Origin of the sequence: Bradyrhizobium sp. ARR65, assembly GCF_000472385.1 — a bacterium.
Taxonomy (GTDB): Bacteria; Pseudomonadota; Alphaproteobacteria; order Rhizobiales; family Xanthobacteraceae; genus Bradyrhizobium.
In genome coordinates this window covers 76,043-94,799 of sequence record NZ_AWZU01000026.1, presented here as the reverse complement: position 1 = coordinate 94,799, position 18,757 = coordinate 76,043, and the positions used below count along the sequence as shown (strand labels likewise).

Below are 18,757 nucleotides of genomic sequence, written 5' to 3'. Positions count from 1 at the left end.
CCGCTGCCAAGCATCGCAGTCGCAGAGATCCGGCAAAGTCGGGGGATATTCTTAATGTGGAGCCGCCCCCGAAGGAGGCCGGCCTGCGATGCGCCCCTGAATATCAGCTCCGGTGCACACCCAGCTCGTAGGTCGCGCTGCCCGCCAGATAGAGGCCGAGCAGAATCATCGCGACCAGGAACCAGCGGCGGAAGGCCTCGGTCGGCATCTTGGCGCGGACCGCCTGGCCGACGAACATGCCGGCGAAGGAGCACGCCAGGGCGATGCCGCCGGGGATCGCGGTGGCCGCGGTGAGCATGCCGGCGGCGCTGACATTGACCGAGAGCGCTAGCGTCGCCACCGTGAAGAACACGCCGAGCGCCTGGACCAGTTCGTCCTTCTCCATGCCGATCGCCTGCATGAACGGCATCGACGGGATCACCTGCACGCCGGTGGAGGCGGAGATGATACCGGTCACGAAGCCGACGATGCCGCCGACCCATTTCTCATTGCGGCGCTCGACGCGCAGGCGGAATTGCCGCAAGCCGATGACGGCGTAGATCACGAGCAGAAGCCCGAGCGCGATGGTGCCGTAGCGGGCGTAAGGCCCGCTCATCGCCCCGGCATTCAACAGGCTGCCCACCACCGTGCACAGCATCAACGGCCACAGCCGCTTGACGATATCAAGCAAATAGGGGCCGCCGAAGGTCTGCCAGATATTGGTGATGATGGCGGGCGCGATGACGATGGCGAGCGCCTTGCTCGGCTGCATCGTCACGGCCAGAAGCCCCATGGAGACCGTGGGCAGGCCCAGCCCGATCACCCCCTTCACGAATCCGGCAAGCAGGAAGACGGCGGCGATCAGCAACAGCATGGGCTCGAACATGCCGGGCACATTGACCGATCGGCGAAATGCGCACAATCTGGAGGTTACGGAGACAGCCTTCGAGAACACCGAAGGCAGGAGGCTCGCATGCGCTTCGATCTCGTCGATCTGCAGCTTTTCATCGCGGTGGCGGATGCCCGCAGCATCACGGGCGGGGCGGACCGCGCTCACCTCGCGCTCGCCTCCGCGAGCGAACGGATCAAGGGCTTGGAGCAGGCGTTTGGCGTTGCGCTCTTCAAGCGTGGCCGCCGCGGTGTCGAGCTCACCGCCGCCGGCGAAAGCCTGCTCGATCATGCGCGCCTCGTGATCCATAACGTGGAAGCGATGCGCGGCGATCTCGCCCGCTTTGCCTCGGGCGTTCGCGCCAGCGTGCTCCTGCTCGCCAACACATCCGGATTGTCGGAACATCTGCCACGCGCATTGGCAAGCTTCTTGCGTGAGCATCCCGACATCAATGTCGATGTCGAGGAGCGCGAGAGCACCGACATCGCCGCGGCGATCGCGAGCGGCGCCGCCGATCTCGGCTTCGCCGCCGAGCACGCACTGCCCGAGACCATCGAGCGCTTTCTCTTCAGCGAGGACCGCCTGACCTTGGTGGCGTCGCGCCGCAGCGTCTTGGGTGGGCGCCGGCAGATCGATTTCAAGGATACCGCGGGTCACGCCTTTGTCGGCCTCACCAGCGCCACCGCGCTGCAGGTCCATATCGGCAAGCATGCCGCACGGCTCGGCATGCGCCTGCATTTCCGCGCTCGCCTGCGCGACTTCGACGCCATCTGCCAGATGGTAGCGGCCGATGTCGGCGTTGCCGTGGTGCCGGAAGCTGCAGCCAGACGCTGCGCGCGGTCGATGCCAATCGCGATCGTGCGGATCAGGGATTCCTGGGCCGACCGCAGGCTCGTGATCTGCGCCCGCAATTTCAAGAGCCTGCCGCGGCCGGCGAAGCTGTTGGTGGAGCATCTGCGCTCGACTGCTGTCGCACGTTGATGAGCTCGTCGCGCCGACAAACAGCCTTCGTCTGCGGCGAAGCTGGGCTTGGTCACTCCCGGATTGTCCGAGCCGCTGGGCCGGGGCATGCTTGTCTATGTACAGCGCATGGGAGGAAGACATGCCGGACGTTCTGGCCGAGGTGAGGCAAGGCTGGATAAAAGAGCAGGGGGCCGCGTTCCTGAGTGCCATCCACACAGCCATCGTCGAGACGCTGCATACTCCGGAGCACGACAAGGTGCTGCGCCTCGTCGAACACCCGCCGACACATTTCGCGATTCCGGCATCAGCCGGCGAGCGCTACACCCATATCGAGATCACGATGTTTGCGGGCCGCACGCCTGCCACCAAGCGGTCGCTCTACAAGGCGATCGTCCGGCATCTCGGGCCCTTCGGTGTCCCAGCAAGCGACATCAAAGTCATATTGATCGAGGTGCCGCCGGAAAGCGTGGGAATGCGGGGCGGGGTTGCCGCCTCGGATCTCGACATCGGCTACGAGATCACGGTCTAGGAGCACTCGCCGAGCTGCGCGAATCGAGGAGACGCGCCCGAACTCCGGCGTCATTTGCGAGCGCAAGCGCCATGGGCAAGCGCCATGGGATTGTCAGCCGTTGAGCAGCTTCAGCGCCGCCTCGTGCACCCGAGGATCACCCGCCGCGATGATGCGGCCGCCACTCTGGGCGGGTCCGCCCTCCCAGGTGGTGACAATGCCGCCGGCGCCGGTGATGATCGGGATCAGCGCGGCGATGTCGTAGGGCTTCAACTCGGTCTCGATCACGAGGTCGAGATGGCCGGCCGCGAGCATGCAGTAGGAATAACAGTCGCCGCCATAGCGCGCGAGCCGTGCGGTGTTCTGCACGCGCGTAAAGGCATCTCGGTCAGCTTCATTCATCAGAAGCGGGCTCGTGGTGTAGCAGGTGGCTTCTTGCAGTGAGGCGCAGCGGCGCACCGCGAGCCGCCGTTCGCCCGATGGGCCCTGGTATCGGGCCGAGCCGTTGTCCCCAGAGAAGCGCTCGCCGATGAAGGGCTGGTGCATCATGCCGAACACTGGCATGCCCTTGTGCAGAAGTGCGATCAGCGTGCCCCAGATCGGAAAGCCCGCGATGAAGGATTTGGTGCCGTCGATCGGATCCAGTACCCAGACATATTCGGCATCGGTGCGTTCATTGCCGAATTCCTCGCCCACGATGCCGTGTTGGGGGAAACTGGCCTTGATCAGCCGCCGCATCACGGCTTCCGCTGCGCGGTCGGCCTCGGTCACGGGGTCGAAATCGCGGTTGAGGCTCTTGTCCTCGATCGACAGGGAGGTGCGGAAGTACGGCAGGATGGTTTCGCCGGAGGTCGTCGCCAGGCGCCCGATGAAGGCTTTGAAATCGATGACCGTCACGGCGATTCCTTAAAATCGAGAGCGAGCCGGGAACAGGGAGCGAGCGGATGGAGTCCCTGTTCCTGCGTTCCTGCCTAGCCCAATCCGTTCCGCTGCGCGACGGGAGTGAAGAGTTTTCGGCTGGCATTTTGAATGCCGAATTTGTCGAGCTACCAGGCGAATTCCTTGGTATCGAAAGTGATCACGAAATCGAGAGCTGCCGGATTTGCAGGGCACGGGCGGCTCGCTGCGAACCGCTTTAGTGGGTAAGTATTTGAAAATACAGCAGGATGTCGTGCCGAGGGGGAACCGTTGCGGTTCTGCCAGGGCTGCGAATTTTGCATGGAAAAAGCGTCAAAAACCCTTGCGCTTTGTGCAGCGCGGTCGCATATTGTTGCGGTGCGGTAGCCGCTGGCTATCGCTGCCCTCCTTGGGCGTTTCCTCCCTAGACTTGGGCCGCTTGTCATCACAAGCGGCCCTTTTTTCTTTTGGCCATCGTTTCAGCTCGTCGCTCAGTTCTTGGCTCCGTTATTCCGGGGCACGCAAGCACCGAACCTTGAATCTCGATATTCCCCGATGCGCGATTGCGCGTCTGAGGTTCGCGCCTTGCGCGCCCCGGGATGACCGTCGAGCGAGAATTGACTTTACTCCGCGGCGGCCTGGAACGGGCCGAGGTCCCCGAGGGGAACGTTCGCCAGCGTCTCTGCCAGCGTGCCGAAATCCGCGGCCACTTGCGCAAAGCGCGGTCCCTTCTCGCGCCGCCGCTCGTCCATATAAACCGCCCGGTTCAATTCGAGCTGAACCACGTGAAGGCCGCTGGCCGGATTGCCGTAATGTTCGGTGATGAAGCCGCCGGCATAGGGCTTGTTGCGCCCGACCGAATAGCCGAGACGGATCATGGTCTCTTCGACCATGTCGGGCAGGACCGGCGCGCAACTCGTGCCGTAGCGGTCGCCGATCACCACGTCCGGTCGCCGCGGCTCATCCCGCGACACTCCGATCGACGGCATGGAGTGGCAATCCACCAGAACGACGGTGCCAAAACTCTGGTGTACCTTCGCGATCAGCCGGCGCAACGCCCGGTGATAGGGCTTGTACAATGTCTCGATCCGGCTCAGCGCATCCTCAACCGACAGCCGCTCGCGGTAAATTTCCTGACCGTCGCCGACCACCCGTGGGATCGTGCCAAGCCCGCCGGCGACCCGCATCGAGCGCGTGTTGGCGAAGCTGGGCAGCCGCCCGGAGAACATGCGGGGGTCGAGCTCGTAAGGTTCGCGGTTCACATCGACATAGGAGCGGGGAAAATTGACCCGCACGACAGGAAATCCGAGCGCGCTCAAATTGCCGATCAGCTCGTCCATGAAGGAATCTTCGGAGCGGCGCAGCGTCGGCAGGTCGATCCGGGACGCATTCAGGAAAGCCTCTGGATAGACCGAGCCGGAATGCGGAGAGTTGAAGATGATCGGTGCCCGCCACGCCTCCGGCTCGATGATTTCGAACGCGGGCGACACTTCGCCATCAAGCCGGGTCATGTCGGGCGCCGTCCCTTCGCTTCTGATCCGCTTCGAGCTCGCTGACGCGATTCTGCCAGAAAGCGGGGCTTTTGTGGGCGTGCATTGTCGATAATCACAATCATTCTGCCAAGCGAAAAAGTCTTCGCTCGGGCTGGAACGTCTCTCAAAACGTCTCTCAAGAGGCGTCGGGCTCGCCGCTCTGATTGATTTAGGGCGCGTTCCGGTTCAGAAATAGATGTAGGTTTGGGTTGATTGTGCCCGACCGACTTTCACCCGAAATTTACCGTCTGTCGGGCTTAGTAAACGCCCTGATCCGCCGAAAGTCCGTCCATGCCCAAGATCCTTCTCGCCGAAGACGACAACGATATGCGCCGTTTCCTGGTCAAGGCGCTGGAAAATGCCGGCTTTCAGGTTTCCCCTCACGACAACGGCATGTCGGCCTATCAGAGGCTGCGCGAGGAGCCGTTCGAGATGCTGCTCACGGACATCGTGATGCCGGAGATGGACGGTATCGAGCTTGCCCGGCGCGCCTCCGAGCTCGATCCCGACATCAAGATCATGTTCATCACCGGGTTTGCCGCGGTGGCGTTGAACTCCGATTCGGAAGCGCCCAAGAACGCCAAGGTGCTGTCCAAGCCGGTGCACCTGCGCGAATTGGTCAGCGAGGTGAACAAGATGCTGGCGGCCTGATTCGGCCGTCCAAAATCGGCGCCGACCGGGGGCAACGGTCCTTGCCTGCCCGCGCCTGAGCCGATATACGGACCGCAACCGATCTAAGACCTTTCGGGCACGTAGCTCAGCGGGAGAGCACTACCTTGACATGGTAGGGGTCACAGGTTCGATCCCTGTCGTGCCCACCAGCCTTCGCTCGCTTCGCGAGCTACGGCTGGGCAAGCCACGTTCCGCGCTTTCATAGCGAAGTGAGCGAAGGCTGCCCCGCCGAAGCGTTGGCGAAGGCGGGCCGCTCTCCGCGCATAGCCCCGAAGGGCGAACCGTGTCCGGCGTAGCTGGAGCACAGCGAAGGCGAAGACGGACGGCCGGAAATGCGGGGCGTCCGGTCGGTTCCGACGACATTCAGTCTCAAACCTCTCTCTGAGATGTGCGCCCCTCGATTCGCGCGCCATCAGGTCACGCTGCGTTGTCCACAACAGGGGCAGGGCCGGCATAATTCGGTCGACAGCTCAATGTTCCCGACCGAATGATGGCAGTGGGATCGGACCGCCATCGTAGCGGTAACGATCGGCGCTCAAACAATCAGGCGGGTTCGAACCGCCGCAAGGTCTTCCGGAGAATGCGATGAGATTTTTGGCCATCATGCTTGCTGTCGTCGCGGCAACATTGGCCGCCCCGGCCGCGGCCGAGCAATGGCCGATCCGCAATGTTCGCATCATCGTCCCCTATCCGCGCGGCGGCAATGTCGATGGTGCCGCCCGCATCCTGGCCGGCAAGCTGCAGGAGCGCCTCGGCCAGCCCTTCATCGTCGAAAACAAGCCCGGTTCCGAGGGGCTGGCTGCGGGCGAGGCCTTCGCGAAGTCTGTCAATGACGGCTACACCCTGTTCGTCAGCGCCAACGGCCCGGTGTTGTTCGCGCCCGCGATCAACAAGCGCGATGCCTATCAATGGAAGCGGGATTTCGCTCCGATCACCACGATCTCGATGACGCCGCTGGTGCTCGAGGTGCATCCCTCCGTGCAGGCCCGCACGGCGAAGGAATTTTTCGCCCTCGTGCGCGAGCGGCAAGGCAAAGTGACGATGGCCTCTCCCGGCGCCGGCACGACCAACCATCTCCTGGGCGAACTCGCGCAGTCTACGCTCGGCGTGAAATGGACCACCGTGCAGTATCGCGGCAACGCGCCCGCGACCAACGACCTCGTCGCCGGGCACGTGCAATTCGCGTTCGACCATATCTCGGTCGCGCTGCCTTACATCAAGAGCGGAGCACTCCGCGCGTTGGCCGTGACCAGCGCCCATCGGCTGTCGACCTTGCCGAACGTGCCCACTTTCGCCGAACTCGGTTATGCCACGTTTGACGCGCAGTCCTTCACCGGCCTGTTCGCGCCCGCCGGTACCCCGGCCGCCGTCGTCGAGACGCTGCACGAGGTGACGGCGGCGATCCTGAAGGATCCGGCCGTCGTGGAGAAATTCACGAAACTGGGCGCGGAGGCGGTCATCATGACACCTGCGGAGTTCAGGACCTATCTCGAGGGCCAGGACGCCAAATGGCTTCCCGTGGTGCGTGACGCCGATATCAAGGCCGATTGACCGGCTTGCGTTGATGCCCGCGGGCGTGCCGCGGCGCGGGGCTCAATATGCAACCGGAAGCCGCGGTTCGCGCTTATATTGATTGCGGGTGCTCCTGTAGTGGGCGTCTTTCGGTCTCGTTGCGGGTGTCCTCATGGCGAGAACATTCAAAGTCGGCGATCACGTGAGCTGGAATTCCGAAGCGGGGCGCGTGCGCGGCACCGTCCTGCGCGTGCACACCAAGGACGTGAACTACAAGGGCTATATCCATCACGCCAGCCCCGACGACCCGCAATACGAGATCAAGAGCGACAAGACCGATCATATCGCCCTGCACAAGGGGCGCGCATTACGGCATCTTGCGCGTTGACGTCCCGATCGGCGCAACGAGAGCAGCGCCTTCGCATGCAAGCTGGATTTGCGGATGCCGCATCCATTCTACACCATCGGCCACGGGACCCGGACTCTCCATGAGTTCGTCGATCTCCTGCGCAGCGTCGAGGTCAACTTGCTCGTCGACGTCCGCACCGTGCCGCGCTCGCGCACCAATCCGCAATACAACCGGGACACCCTGCCGCAATCGCTGATGCCGTTCGCCATCGCCTATGAGCACATGGCGGCGCTCGGCGGCCTGCGCGGCCGCGAACGCACTGTGCCGGCGCACCTCAATGGCTATTGGGAGAACGACAGTTTTCACAACTATGCCGACTATGCCATGAGCAAGCCGTTTCGCGAGGGCCTCAGGCACTTGCGCGAACGCGGTCACGCGCAGCGCTGCGCCATCATGTGCGCGGAAACCGTGTGGTGGCGCTGCCATCGCCGCATCATCACCGATTACCTGCTCGCGGCCGGCGAGACGGTGTTGCACATTCTCGGCCCCGGACATGTCGAAGAGGCGAAGATGAATGAGGCAGCAAGGCCTCAAGCCGACGGCAGTATGATTTATCCGCCGGAGCAGCGTGATCTGTTCGGTGAGCAGCCGTAGAGGCCGAAATCTTCAGCCCCGCGTGCCGCTGTCACGCTTCATCGTGCGAAAAGTGATCGAATAGCGGCGCTGCTCCACGCCGGGGATGCTGTGCTCCCAGACCCGCCGCGCCTCGCCGTCCATCAGATAAAGCGAGCGCGGCTCGGCTTGCAGCGTAAACCGCTCCCATTTGTCGCCCATGCGGCGGCGAAAGCGGAACTTGCAGGCTGAGCCCAGCGAGAGCCCGAAGACTTTCTCGAAATGCGGCTTGTCGCGGTGCCAGCCGATGCCGACGCCGACATCATATTCGGTGCAGAGCACTTGGCGCACGCTGTGCTCGGGCAAATCGCCAAAGGCCTCGACCGCGTGCGCGATGCCGTGGAGCCATCGCGGGATCGGCTCCGCCCCGACCAGCCGCTGCTCGGTATAGTCGTAGCGGAAGCCGAACGATTTGACCCGACGATGGCCTTCGAACGCACCGAACTGAAACGGCTTTAACGGCAATTCGGTAATGTGCGCGATCAACGCCTGCTCCGTCGCCGCAGGGACGAATTCAGGCATATAGCGCAGTCCTTGCGGACCGGTCGCGTGTTCTTGTTCAAAGAGCGCGAGCTGAGTCATCAACCAACCGTGACTTTCACCGGCCGCCTCTATATGGGTGCGCTCCGACGCTTTGGTAGGCAAGGGCGCGCTCGAGCGGCTCAAGCCGGGCCGGCGTCGGGATTGGGGCGGCGGCGTTCGGCGAGGTAAAGCCCGGCCACCGCGGCGGCCACGAGGCCGGACGCTGCGCCGACGCAGAGCGCCCAGCGCGGACCGAGAGTGTTGGCGATCCAGCCCACGATCGGTGCGCCGATCGGCGTGCCGCCGAGTGCAATCGCAAGAACGATCGCGATCACGCGGCCGCGCATGTGAGGCTCGGTGGAGATCTGCGCCAGGCTGTTGGTAGAGGTGGTGAACGTCTGCGCGGCGAGGCCGATCGTGAACAGGGTGAGGCCGAAGGCGAGATAGCTCGGCGCGGCGGCCGCGGCCGCGCAGGTCAGGCCGAACATGGCTGCAGCGGTCAGCAACAGCGGCAGGCTGGGCCGGGCGCGTGTCGCGGCGAGCAGCGCGCCGCTGACGGAGCCGGCCGCCATCATCGACGTCAGCAGCCCGTACTGGCCGGCGCCGACGTGAAACACGGTCACCGCCATTGTCGAGATGAAGATCGGAAAATTCAGCCCGAACGTGCCGACCAGAAACAGCATGAGCAGGACGACCCGCAGATCAGGTCGCTGCGAGACGTAGCGAAAACCCTCGGCGAAGCCGCCGCGCGAAGCGGAGAGGCGATGGCCGGGCGCAGGTCCCTCCAGGCGCAGGAAGGTGAGCGAGCTCAGCACCGCCAGGAACGAGACGGCATTGACCAGAAACACATAGCCCGAACCGACAGCCGCGATGACGCCGCCGGCGATCGCCGGCCCGATCATGCGCGCGGCATTGAACGAGGTCGAATTGAGCGCCACCGCGTTCGCCAGGTAGCGCTCCTCGACAAGCTCGGAGACGAAGGCCTGACGCACTGGCGCGTCGAACGCGGCCGCGCAACCCAGCAGAAACGCAAACACATAGACGTGCCAGAGCTGGACCAGGCCGGTGACGGCCAGGAGTCCGAGGCCGAGCGCCAGCACGCCCATGCCGGCTTGCGTGCAGAACAGCAGCTTGCGCCGATCGAAATGATCCGCAGCATAGCCGGTGAGGGGCAGGAGCAGGATCTGCGGGCCGAACTGCAGGCCCATCACGATCCCGACCGCGGCTGCGTTCTGATGGCTCAGCCCGGTGAGCACCAGCCAGTCCTGGGCGGTGCGCTGCATCCAGGTGCCGATGTTAGAGATCAGCGCGCCCGCCGCCCAGATTCGGTAATTGGCGTTCGCCAGCGAACGAAACGGACCTTTCAAGGCTGGGCCATTCCTTTATGCGTGAGAGCCAAGCCGATCGATCAGTTCGCGCGTCGTGCCAGTCTCGCCGATCCGGGGAAAAACCCGCGTCACGCTGTTGAGGTGTGCCTCACTGTCCATGTCGGTCATGGCATCGACCGCGAGCGCGACATTGAAGCCGAGCTCATGCGCGTGCCGCGCGGTGGATTCGACCCCGGCCGAAGTGGCGACGCCGGCCACGACCACCTGCGTGACGCCGCGTTGCCGCAAGTATCTTTCGAGATCGGTGTTGGTGAAAGCGCCCCAGGTGCGCTTGGTCACGGCATGATCGCCGGGCTGCTGCTTCAGCTCGGGCACGAGATCGGTCCAATCGGCGGGAAAGCCGTCGGTCGAGAACGAGCGCTCGGTGCGGCCGGGAGCGCGGGCGTCGACATTGACGAGCACGACGGGGAGATCGCGGCCGCGAAACGCATCGAGCAAGGTGGCCGCGTTGTTGATCACGTCCTGCATCGGGTGCGCGGTCGGCAGCGCTGCGATGCCCTTCTGCAGGTCGATGACCAGCAAGGCGGTGTTGGGATCGAGCGTGCTTATCGCCATCTTGTTCTCCATCTACTCGGTTTCGACAATGCGATTGAGCAGGGGCAGCGCAGCCTTGAGCTGTGCCTGCTCCTGCTGTGTGAGTTTCGATTGGATGGCGCGCAGCAACCATTCATGACGCGCGGCGCGCCCGCTGCGGATCATCTCCTGGCACCGCGGGGTCAGAGACAGGATCGTCTGCCTTCCGTCGGTGGGGTCGGGAGAGCCTCTGACCAGGGCTAACGCTTCGAGGCTGGCGACGGTGGCGCCCATGGACTGCGGGCGAACGCTTTCCAGCCGCGCCAGCGCGCTGACCGTGGCGGGGCCCTCGCGATCGAGATGCACCAGCACGGCGATCTGCGACGGCGTGAGGTCGCCGGCAGAGGCCTGCTCGCGCAGCCGGCGCTTCAGCTTGCCGAATAGCCCGCCCAGCTCCGAGGCCAGCGCCTCCGCCGGCGAGGAAGCAGGTTCCGCCTTGCGTTTGCTCATGCGGCCTGACTAGCAGATATGAAGGACAACTACAAAGCTAAACTTTGTAGCTATCCTTCACATCAAGCGGAAGTGAAGTGATCGGGCTCGGGAGCTGTGGCTTCGGCCGATAGGTTCTTTAAGCCCGCGCCCCTTGCGGGGGAGGTCGCATGCATCGAAAGATGTGATGCGGATGAAGGCGATTCTTCCACGCCCTTAGCGGCAGCCCGGGTGACGCAGCGACACCCGGGGCTGACCCGCATGTCGCTCCGCTCATCCGGGCTGCGAGCCGTCTAGCCGCACACCTCAACCGGCCGCAGGCGCCAGCCGGCCGTCGTGTGCACGCGCCGCTGCACGACGTAACAACTGCCGTTGTCGTAATACGTATCGTCGTAATAGCCGTACGGATAATCGTAGGCGTAGTCGTCGTAATAGTCGTAGGGATAGAAGCCGAATCCCAGGCCTACGAAGCGGCGGTGGGCGAAATCGCGACCACGAAACCCGTGATCACGGAATCCACGATCGAAGCCGCCAGCGTGAATGGCGCCGGCTGCCGCCATGCCGCCAACGACGCCCGGATGCACGCCGGCAAAGCCGCCGGAATGGAAGCCGCCTGCAAAGCCGCCACCGTGAAATCCGCCGCCGAAGCCGCCGCCATGAAAGCCGCCGCCAAAACCACCACCGCCGCTATGGAAGCCGCCACCGCCGAAGCCACCACCAAAGCCGCCACCGCCATGACCGCCACCACCACCGCCACCACGCGCAAGCGCTATCGTCGGCGACGCCAAGCCAACCGCGGCAACGGCAAACAACGCGAAGAGTTTCTTGCGTAACATCATCATTCTCCGTCCAAGGATTTCGCTCCCAACCACGTCGTGTCGGACGTCTTGCAGATGGCGATGGCGCGTCAGGATTGCCCGTGTCCGCCGCTCAACTCGGCGCGAGACTCATTAAACAAGAATTCAAAATCGCGTTGGCGTGAACGACGGGGAAGTCCTCATTGCGAGGAGCGGAGCGACGGAGCAATCCAGTATCGTCCGCGTGGCTCTGGATTGCTTCGCTTACGCTCGCAACGACGGAGTAGCCTGAGAAATGAAATCGAAACCATCGCACCTGGTCCCGGACAAGCGAGCGATCGCGAGCGCGGATTGGCCGGGACGAGTAGAGAGCTAACCACCCTTCACGAAGGCGGCAAACTTCTCCGCATAATCCGGGTGCCAGCGTGATAGCGCGGGGCGGTTTTCGATGATATCGCCGGCCGCCCAGAGGATGCGGCGCTCATCGAGTTTGCGCGGCACGTCATTGTCCGGGCAGAGAATATAGAAGTCGCCGGCTTCCACACTTTGCAGCATGAAGTCGACCGTCTGCTCCGGCGTCCAGGCAGCGGCCGGCTTTGCGGTGCGGCCCTGCGCCGTCAGTGGCGTGAACACGAATCCGGGAATGAAAAGATGCGCGCTGATCTTGCAGTTCGGCGTGCTGCGCAATTCGTGCTGCAGTGCTTCGGTGAAGGCCTTCACGCCCGCCTTGGAGACGTTGTAGGCGGGATCGCCGGGCGGCGTGGTGATGCCCTGCTTGGAGCCGGTGTTGATGATGAGCCCGGGCCGGCCGCGTTCGATCATCTGCGGGGCAAAGATCTGCGAGCCATGGATCACGCCCCACAAATTGACCGCAATGATCCGCTGCCAATTGTCCGAGGGGCCGAACATCTTGCTGCCGGGCTGGATGCCGGCATTGTTCATCAACAGGTCGGTGCCGCCGAAGCGCTGGCGCACCGCGGCCTCCAGTTGCTTCACGCTCTCGGCGTTTGCGACATCGGTCGCCGCCGCCATGACGCTGGCGGCGCCACCGCGGGCGACAGATGACAGTTTTGTTTCAGCCTCACGCAGCCGTTCACCGCCGACATCTGCGATGCAGACTTTCATGCCAAGCCGCGCGAATGCAAACGCGGCGGCGAGGCCGATGCCGGAGGCGCCGCCGGTGATCACGGCAACATTGTCAGCAACAAGCACGGAATGTGGCACGTGAGGTCTCCTGTGATCAATCAAGCTTGGAGCTAAGTCGTGCGCGGGGTGCAAACCACCTACGCGCAAGCATGGGAGGTCTTCGCGCGGCGCGTCGCCCTGTCAGCTTTACGGCATAAATTTGCCGCTGTAGATTTTCATTTATAACGGTCCCACGCAAGCGATGGACATCAACTAAATCAACTCACTGAATCAATTCATACGAGATCAAGCGACAACAGGGAGAGAGACTATGGCCGTATCACAGGCTGTTCCGATCACGCGCCATCCCTTTGCGGATGGTTCCTACAAGAAGATGCTGATCGACGGCAAATGGGTCGATGCCGCCTCCGGCAAGAGATTCGAGACGCTCAATCCCGCCACCGGTGAAATGCTCGCGACCGTCGCCGAAGGCGATGCGGAGGATATCAACCGCGCGGTCGCCGCCGCTCGCCGGGCCTTCGAGGGTCCGTGGAGCAAGGCAAAGCCGTTCGAGCGGCAGAACCTGCTGTTGAAGCTTGCCGAGCTTGTCGAGAAGAATTTCGAGGAGCTGTCGCAGCTCGATACGCTCGACATGGGCGCGCCGATCAGCCGGACCCGCGGCAACCGCCTCCGCGTGCTCGGCATGCTGCGTTACTATGCCGGCCAGGCCACCTCGCTCCACGGCGAGACGATCGAGAACTCGCTGCCCGGCGAGATCTTCTCCTACACGCTGAAGGAACCGGTCGGCGTGGTCGGCGCCATCATTCCCTGGAATGGGCCGCTGGCGGCAACCGTGTGGAAGATCGGCCCCGCTATCGCGACCGGCTGCACGGTGGTGCTCAAACCCGCCGAGGAGGCGCCGCTGACCTCGCTGCGGCTCGCGGAGCTTGCGATGGAAGCCGGCATTCCGCCTGGTGTGGTCAATGTGGTGCCGGGCTTCGGCGAAACCGCGGGCGCGGCGCTCGCCGCGCATCCGGATGTGGACAAGGTCGCGTTCACCGGCTCGCACATCACCGGGCAATCGATCGTGCGTGCATCCGCCGGCAATCTCAAGCGCGTCTCGCTCGAGCTCGGCGGCAAGTCGCCTGATATCGTGTTCGCGGACGCCGATCTCGATGCGGCGGTGCCCGGGGCATCGATGGCGGTGTTCGCCAATTCGGGTCAGATCTGCAGCGCCGGCACGCGGCTGTTCGTGGAGGAAAAGATCTATGACGAGTTCGTCGGCCGCGTCGCCGAATTCGGCAGGAAGCTGCAGGTCGGCAACGGGCTCGATCCCAACACGCAGATCGGTCCCTTGGTCTCCGAGCAGCAGCTCGAGCGCGTCACCGGCTATCTCGCGATCGGCCAGACGGAAGGCGCCAAGGCGCTCGCCGGCGGCGCACGCGTGACCGAGGGGCCACTGGCGAAGGGCTATTTCGTGCAGCCGACGGTGTTTGCGAATGTGCAGGACAATATGCGCATCGCGCAGGAGGAAATTTTCGGCCCCGTCATCTCGGCGATCAAGTTCAAGGACATGGACGAGCTGATCCGCCGGGCGAATGCGACCACCTTCGGCCTCGGCAGCGGCGTGTGGACGCGCGACGTCGCCAAGGCGCACCACGTCTCCAAGGCGCTGCGCGCCGGCTCGGTCTGGGTGAACTGCTACCAGGCGATGGATCCAGCCGTGCCCTTCGGCGGCTACAAGATGAGCGGCTACGGCCGGGAGTCCGGCAAGCAGCATCTGGAAGAATATCTCAACATCAAGGCGGTCTGGATCAAGACGGCTTAGATCCAACTCGCCCCACCGCAACCGGGGTTCACCCCGGTTGCGCATCTCAATAACCGGGGTTTACCCCGGTTGCGCATCTCAATATGCGTAAGTCTGGCAGGCCCGACTTGCGTCGGGGTGAGATCGGATCGCATCGCCAGATGCGATCCGGGTGAGGGGGCACTCTCCATGAGCTCATTGCGTGGAGGCAGGCCTCTCACCCCGACCCTCACAGTGCGAGCTTTGCTCGTCGCGTCCCCGTAAGAACGGGGCGAGGAAGAGTGTCATGGGGAGTGGCTGTCTGTTCGGCAGCCGCTCCTTATGATTTTAAGATGACGATGATCCTCTAAACAGACCTTCGGGGCAGAAATGAAATTCCCGCACTTGTTTTCACCGCTCAAGATCGGTCCTTACCAACTCAAGCACCGCGTCGTGATGGCACCCCTGACGCGGATGCGCGCGGCAAAGCCGTCGCTCGCGCCGCGCGCGCTGAACGCGGCATATTATGGACAGCGCGCCACGCCCGGCGGATTGATCGTCGCCGAAGCCTCGCCCGTGGCAGCAACGGGCTTCGGCAATCCCGGCGTGCCCGGTATCTACACGGACGGCAGATCGCGGGCTGGCGCGGCGTCGTCGATGCCGTCCATGCCAAGGGCGGCGTCATCTTCCTCCAGCTCTGGCATGTCGGACGCGTTTCGCACTCCTCGTTCCAGCCGAATGGAGCGTTGCCGGTCGCGCCGTCGGCGGTAGCGATTTCGACCGAATACAAGACGATGACCGCGGAGGGTAAGCCGACCACCTATGAAACCCCGCGGGCGCTTGAGACCGACGAAATCCCCGGCATCATTGCCGACTTTCGGCAGGCCGCACACAATGCGCTTGCCGCCGGCTTTGACGGCGTCGAGATCCACGGCGCCAACGGCTATCTGCTCGAGCAGTTCCTGCAATCGCGCACTAACCTGCGCACCGATCAGTATGGCGGTTCGATCGAGAATCGTGCGCGGCTCTTGCTGGAGGTCACCCAGGCCGCGATCGATGTCTGGGGCGCGGACCGCGTCGGGGTGCGGCTGTCGCCTTACGGCATCGCCAACGATTCCGGCGAGCCGGATCCGATGCCGCTCTACAGCTACGTGGCCAGATCGCTCGACAAGCTTGGGCTGGCCTATCTGCACCTGATCGAGCCGCGGTCGAGCGGCGCCGGCCGTGCGGAGGTCAACTGGCAGAACGTGCCGTCCGCGATGGTGCTGTTTCGTCCGCTCTGGGGCGGCGTACTGATTGCCGCCGGCGGCTTTGCCGGCGACACGGCGGATGCCGCGATTGCGGAGCGCCACGCGGATGCGATCGCCTTCGGCCGCATCTTCATCTCCAACCCCGATCTGCCGCGCCGCTTGAGCCATGGCTTTCCGATCACGCCTTACAACCGCGGGACCTTTTATGGCGGCGAGGAGGTCGGCTATACCGACTATCCGGTGTATGACGAGCTGGAGCCGGTTTGACGGGTGGCGTCATTCCGGGGCGCTTCGCAGAGGCGAACCCGGAAATCTCGAGATTCAGGGTTCGATGCTAACGCATCGCCCCGGAATGACGGCGGAGGTAACGGCGCATGACAAAACCCACATCACCAGCCGGACTCGCAAAGGGCCAATGCCTGTGCGGCAAGGTTGCCTTCGAGATCGACGTGCCGGCACGCTGGGCCTGGCATGATCACTCCGCCGCGAGCCGCCGCGCGCATGGCGCGGCCTATGCCACCTATGTCGGAAGCTGGCGCAAACGCTTCCGCATTACCAAGGGCGAGGGGGCGATCTCGCGGTACGAGGACAAGGCAACCAGCACCGTGCGCAGTTTCTGCACGCAATGCGGCACACCCCTGATCTACGAACGCGCCCGCTCGCCGCACATGGTCAACATCCCACGCGCGCTGTTTTCGGGGCGCACCGGGCGGCAGCCGCTCTATCACATTGCGATCGAAGAGCTGCAGGAATGGGCCTATACCGGCGAGCCGCTGGTGCCGCTCAAAGGCTTTCCCGGCGTCGTCTGGCAGCGCTCGAAAAAGAAGCGGCGTTCGGCCGGCGAGGATCCCTTCGAGCTCGCGCGTGAGGAGCCGTGAACGCACCGGCCGTTTTGCGGAATGCGTGGCGGCGGCCTTGTCGTGGCCCATCCTTCGAGACGCGGCCTGGCGGCCGCTCCTCAGGATGAGGTCGTCTACTTGGCACGCCGCCGGACCCTCATGGTGAGGAGGCGCGCGGCGCCGTCTCCAACCATGAGGCCCGGGAAGTCCGTGCGACCAGCCCGCAGGTCAGCCATGAGCGCGCTTCATTGCCTCGTCGGGTTAAGTTTGGTCATGTGCGCACACCGCGCGAGAACGGCCGCGGGTGGGAGGAAACATGAAAAATCGCATTACCGGTCGCTCGGCATTTCTCGCCCTGCTCAAGGACGAGGGCATCACGCACCTGTTCGGCAATCCCGGCACCACCGAGCTGCCGATCATGCACGCGCTGAAGGACCATTCCGACCTCACCTACGTAATGGCCATGCAGGAGAGCCTCGTGGTCGCCATCGCCGACGGCTTTTCGCGCGCGTCGGGCCGGCTGGTGGCCTGCAACGTCCATGTCGCGCCGGGCCTCGGCAACGCGATGGGCTCGCTCTACAACGCGCAGTTCACGGGCACGCCAATGATCCTCACCGCCGGCCAGCAGGAGCAGGGGCATGGGTTGATGGAGCCGTTGCTCTATGGCCCGCTGGTCCGCATGGCCGAGCCCTTGGTGAAATGGGCGGTCGAGGTGACGCGGCTGGAAGATCTGCCGCGCATCGTGCGCCGCGCCGCCAAGGTCGCGACCACGCCGCCGACCGGGCCGGTGTTCATCTCATTGCCAGGCGATATTCTCAATTCGGAGGCCGGGATCGAGCTCGGCCGCTCCACGCGCGTCGATACCCGCGTGCGCCCCTCCGATGAAGCCCTGCAGCTCCTTGCACAGCGCATCCTGAGAGCGCAGCGGCCCGTGATCATCGCGGGCGATGAGATCGTCAAGAGCGATGCACTGGAGGAGGCCGCCGCGCTCGCGGCAACGCTCGGCTGTCCGGCCTACCAGCAGTCGGTTGCTTACGGCGCGCATTTCCTCTCGGAAAGCCCGAGCTTCATGGGCGGTCTGTCGCGCCTGCAGAAACAGGTGCGCGACGTATTATCGCCTTACGATCTCATGATCGTGCTGGGCGCCGATCCCCTGCGCATGTCGGTGCATAGCGAGACCGATCCGATGCCAGAGGGGCTTGCCATTGTGCAGATCGGCCTCGTCGAATGGGACCTCGCCAAGAACTACGGCGTGGAGATCGCGCTGAAGGCCGACGTGAAGGAGACGTTGCGCGCGCTGGTGCCGGCATTGAAGGAGGCCGGCGGCAGCGCATTGGAAGCCCGCGCCAAGCAGAGCCTTGCCGAGCTCGCATCGCGGAATTGGAGCGCGAAGCGCGCCGCCCTGGTAGAGCAGATTGCCAAAGCCAAAGGCAAATCCCCGATCGATCCCGATGTCCTGGCGCTGCAAGTCGTCGAGGCGATGCCGGACAATGCGATCCTGGTGGACGAAGGGCTCACCTCCTCGCGCCAGATCCTGAGCTTGCGGCCGCACCGCGATCGTTACGGCTACCACGCGCTGGCATCGGGCGGCATCGGCTGGGGCGTGCCGGCGTCGGTCGGTGTCAGCCTCGCCAATCCGAACCGGCCGGTCGTGTGCTACTCCGGCGACGGCAGCGCGATGTATTCGATCCAGGCGCTCTGGACCGCCGCGCATCACAAGCTGCCGCTGTCGGTCGTGATCGTCAACAATGGCGGCTACCGCATCATCAAGCAGCGGCTGCTCTCGTTCCATGGCGACGATAACTATATCGGCATGGATTTCGTCGATCCGCCGGTGGACTTTGCCGGCATCGGCCGGTCGCTCGGGCTCGAAGCGATCAAGATCACCGACCCTGCGGAGTTGAAGCCGACGCTGTCGTCAGCGTTTGGCCGACCGGGAACGAAGCTGATTGAAGTTGTGGTGGACGGGAGCGTTTGAGGAGCCGCACCACAGCCGAGCGAAGCAAGCTCAGCTTTCTCCCGTCATCCTTCGAGGCTCGCTATCGCGAGCACCTCAGGACGACGGAACTGGCAGT

Annotated in this window: 18 protein-coding genes, 1 tRNA gene and 1 pseudogene; 11 read left to right on the top strand and 9 right to left on the bottom strand. The window is 64.0% G+C overall.

The window, feature by feature from the left end; all coding sequences use genetic code 11:
- Positions 1 to 103: 103 nt before the first annotated feature.
- Entirely contained in the window at positions 104 to 865 is a 762-nt protein-coding gene (locus tag F758_RS0125850) for a sulfite exporter TauE/SafE family protein (RefSeq protein WP_024510597.1), read from the bottom strand.
- A gap of 87 nt (positions 866 to 952) precedes the next feature.
- Between F758_RS0125850 and F758_RS0125845 the strand changes: the two genes are divergently transcribed.
- Both F758_RS0125845 and F758_RS0125840 read left to right on the top strand, forming a co-directional pair.
- Positions 953 to 1,849 (top strand): LysR substrate-binding domain-containing protein, encoded by an 897-nt coding sequence (locus F758_RS0125845; protein WP_024510596.1) that lies wholly within the window; start codon positions 953 to 955, stop codon positions 1,847 to 1,849.
- A gap of 121 nt (positions 1,850 to 1,970) precedes the next feature.
- Entirely contained in the window at positions 1,971 to 2,360 is a 390-nt protein-coding gene (locus F758_RS0125840) for a tautomerase family protein (RefSeq protein ID WP_024510595.1), read from the top strand.
- Between the two features lie 93 nt (positions 2,361 to 2,453).
- Here F758_RS0125840 and hisN read toward each other — a convergent pair whose 3' ends face one another.
- Complete coding sequence (gene hisN, locus F758_RS0125835) at positions 2,454 to 3,236, bottom strand: histidinol-phosphatase (RefSeq protein WP_024510594.1); 783 nt, start codon at positions 3,234 to 3,236, stop codon at positions 2,454 to 2,456.
- Between the two features lie 623 nt (positions 3,237 to 3,859).
- Complete coding sequence (locus F758_RS0125830) at positions 3,860 to 4,747, bottom strand: N-formylglutamate amidohydrolase (RefSeq protein WP_024510593.1); 888 nt, start codon at positions 4,745 to 4,747, stop codon at positions 3,860 to 3,862.
- 312 nt (positions 4,748 to 5,059) lie between these two features.
- On the opposite strand from F758_RS0125830, the gene cpdR reads away from it, so the two are divergent.
- The 5 genes from cpdR (at position 5,060) to F758_RS0125805 (ending at position 7,955) form a co-directional block, all read left to right on the top strand.
- A complete protein-coding gene (gene cpdR, locus F758_RS0125825; protein WP_024510592.1) occupies positions 5,060 to 5,419 on the top strand; it encodes a cell cycle two-component system response regulator CpdR in 360 nt (119 codons plus the stop codon).
- A gap of 95 nt (positions 5,420 to 5,514) precedes the next feature.
- Positions 5,515 to 5,589 (top strand) — tRNA-Val (locus F758_RS0125820).
- Positions 5,590 to 6,025: 436 nt separating this feature from the next.
- Entirely contained in the window at positions 6,026 to 6,991 is a 966-nt protein-coding gene (locus tag F758_RS0125815) for a Bug family tripartite tricarboxylate transporter substrate binding protein (RefSeq protein WP_024510591.1), read from the top strand.
- A gap of 133 nt (positions 6,992 to 7,124) precedes the next feature.
- The gene (locus F758_RS0125810) at positions 7,125 to 7,340 is read left to right on the top strand and encodes a hypervirulence associated TUDOR domain-containing protein (RefSeq protein ID WP_024510590.1); all 216 of its coding nucleotides are present in this window, start codon (positions 7,125 to 7,127) and stop codon (positions 7,338 to 7,340) included.
- Positions 7,341 to 7,394: 54 nt separating this feature from the next.
- Positions 7,395 to 7,955 carry a DUF488 domain-containing protein gene (locus F758_RS0125805; protein ID WP_024510589.1) on the top strand — a complete coding sequence of 187 codons (561 nt, stop codon included), beginning with the start codon at positions 7,395 to 7,397 and terminating at the stop codon, positions 7,953 to 7,955.
- A 12-nt stretch (positions 7,956 to 7,967) separates the two neighbouring features.
- Here the strand turns inward: F758_RS0125805 and F758_RS44570 are convergent, their stop codons facing one another.
- The 6 genes from F758_RS44570 to F758_RS0125775 form a co-directional block, all read right to left on the bottom strand.
- Positions 7,968 to 8,555 (bottom strand): alpha-ketoglutarate-dependent dioxygenase AlkB, encoded by a 588-nt coding sequence (locus F758_RS44570; RefSeq protein ID WP_035723048.1) that lies wholly within the window; start codon positions 8,553 to 8,555, stop codon positions 7,968 to 7,970.
- 80 nt (positions 8,556 to 8,635) lie between these two features.
- A complete protein-coding gene (locus tag F758_RS44565; protein ID WP_035723045.1) occupies positions 8,636 to 9,862 on the bottom strand; it encodes an MFS transporter in 1,227 nt (408 codons plus the stop codon).
- Positions 9,863 to 9,877: 15 nt separating this feature from the next.
- Positions 9,878 to 10,438 (bottom strand): isochorismatase family protein, encoded by a 561-nt coding sequence (locus F758_RS0125790; RefSeq protein WP_024510588.1) that lies wholly within the window; start codon positions 10,436 to 10,438, stop codon positions 9,878 to 9,880.
- Between the two features lie 12 nt (positions 10,439 to 10,450).
- Positions 10,451 to 10,906, bottom strand: a complete 456-nt coding sequence (locus F758_RS0125785; RefSeq protein WP_024510587.1) for a MarR family winged helix-turn-helix transcriptional regulator — start codon at positions 10,904 to 10,906, stop codon at positions 10,451 to 10,453.
- A 272-nt stretch (positions 10,907 to 11,178) separates the two neighbouring features.
- Entirely contained in the window at positions 11,179 to 11,721 is a 543-nt protein-coding gene (locus tag F758_RS50945; protein WP_024510586.1) for a hypothetical protein, read from the bottom strand.
- A gap of 333 nt (positions 11,722 to 12,054) precedes the next feature.
- Positions 12,055 to 12,906 (bottom strand): SDR family NAD(P)-dependent oxidoreductase, encoded by an 852-nt coding sequence (locus F758_RS0125775; RefSeq protein ID WP_024510585.1) that lies wholly within the window; start codon positions 12,904 to 12,906, stop codon positions 12,055 to 12,057.
- Between the two features lie 232 nt (positions 12,907 to 13,138).
- On the opposite strand from F758_RS0125775, the gene F758_RS0125770 reads away from it, so the two are divergent.
- From F758_RS0125770 to F758_RS0125755, 4 genes and pseudogenes are all read left to right on the top strand, one after another.
- On the top strand, positions 13,139 to 14,635 hold the full coding sequence (locus F758_RS0125770) for an aldehyde dehydrogenase family protein (protein WP_024510584.1): 1,497 nt from the start codon (positions 13,139 to 13,141) through the stop codon (positions 14,633 to 14,635).
- Positions 14,636 to 14,983: 348 nt separating this feature from the next.
- A pseudogene (locus F758_RS44550) lies at positions 14,984 to 16,110 on the top strand (alkene reductase).
- Between the two features lie 107 nt (positions 16,111 to 16,217).
- On the top strand, positions 16,218 to 16,721 hold the full coding sequence (locus F758_RS0125760; RefSeq protein ID WP_024510583.1) for a GFA family protein: 504 nt from the start codon (positions 16,218 to 16,220) through the stop codon (positions 16,719 to 16,721).
- 277 nt (positions 16,722 to 16,998) lie between these two features.
- A complete protein-coding gene (locus F758_RS0125755; protein WP_024510582.1) occupies positions 16,999 to 18,660 on the top strand; it encodes a thiamine pyrophosphate-binding protein in 1,662 nt (553 codons plus the stop codon).
- The last annotated feature ends 97 nt before the right edge of the window (positions 18,661 to 18,757 follow it).